Genomic DNA, 1,357 nt, shown 5'->3' with positions numbered 1-1,357 from the left:
GAATGTTCGCAATGGTGACTGCGAACGCAGGAACCCGGCAAATCTGCAACATTTTCAACGTCTGCTTCGTGTTGGTTTGCTGTTGTTTGCGCAACCTGCAGCATCCGGAAATTTGGGCTCTAGTCGACGTTCGCCGCGGCAAGCATAGACGGTTTGTACGAGCCTCGGAGTTGTCCTCGGTCCCATTTCGCCTTTCGTGCGTGCAGCAGGTCGTATCTGCGCGAAAGCGGACATCATTCACTCTTTATTATTGAACATCTTCGCGACAAAACAATTCGTACAATACGCCGACGATAGCCGACACTCTGGCGTCAGAGACGCGGTAGTAGATGTTCTTCCCCTCCCGCCTCATGGAGATCAATCCTTCGAGTCTAAGCCGCCCGAGCTGTTGTGACGCTGCCGCTTGTTTGAGCGACAGCTTTTCTTGGATTTCAGTTACGGATCGTTCGCCTGCCATTAGGTAGCAAAGAATTTTCAGCCGCCCCTCATGGGAAATGGCCTTAAGAAGATTCGAAGCGTCTAGCGCCTTACCTTCAAAACCTTCACTCAAACCATTGCTCCTTATTGTCAACTACGAGTGAACGCATCGAGCCCAAAGCAATCGTTTCTGCAGACAGGGTGAACGGCAGTTTTGGCGAAGAAGCGCCTCTGACCGCGTTGGATTGCGCAACTGCCCTACTTGGTTTCACAATCCTGTCAGTCCGAAGTGCGGAGAGAAAACTAACTTCAGCGAGCACTACGCAACGCCTTTCGGATGTAGATATTGGCAGATCGGAAATGTGATGGACCGGACGCCTCGGCAAACCGACCAAGGGTCCATTTGCCGGTCCATGGAACCGCGTGGCTGGTGTATAGCAAGCCGTCATCTTGTGCCTCGATAAAGCGACGCAGTTTGTCGCAAGCGGCACTGAAATCTGAGAGCAGTTCCACCCAAGGAGTTTTGTTGCCTCTCGCATACAGCGTAGCATTGTATTCCTTGAGTTGGTTCCATTTGAAGCCCTTAGCTGGCAAATGCACCTCGCGCTTCGCGACGCCGTCTTCGTGCCACCTGTGGAACATCCCCATCCAATGGGTGCGATGCGCGATTACACCCTTTATCGTGACGTCGTCATCAGGGGCCGACAAAGTTGCATTTGTTTCGTCGACGCCATCGAGCGTATTGCGTAGCTTGGCCAAATCCTTATCGAACACGGCCAGCAAATCGGTTTTGTTTGCTGCTGCTGGCATGACTCAACACTAGTCAAATCAAGCGATAAATTTCTTGATCTGGCTCAACGAAACTGGTTTTTCCAACAAAGCCATTGCGACCATTCGCGCCGATGCTATCGAAGTTCACTTCGTCCGCGTAGCGGTCATG

General features: G+C 52.0%; 2 protein-coding genes. Both read right to left on the bottom strand.

Translation table 11 applies throughout. The features are described from left to right. Window positions 1–247: 247 nt before the first annotated feature. Window positions 248–550, bottom strand: a complete 303-nt coding sequence (locus ACR0EV_RS23980) for an ArsR/SmtB family transcription factor (protein WP_480802409.1) — start codon at window positions 548–550, stop codon at window positions 248–250. 176 nt (window positions 551–726) lie between these two features. Further along, on the bottom strand, window positions 727–1,227 hold the full coding sequence (locus tag ACR0EV_RS23975; RefSeq protein WP_480802408.1) for a ClbS/DfsB family four-helix bundle protein: 501 nt from the start codon (window positions 1,225–1,227) through the stop codon (window positions 727–729). Window positions 1,228–1,357 lie beyond the last annotated feature (130 nt).

It is taken from the genome of Ruegeria sp. CF8, assembly GCF_056537285.1.
Note: the sequence above shows the minus strand (reverse complement) of the source record. Positions and strands in the feature narration are given on the sequence as shown.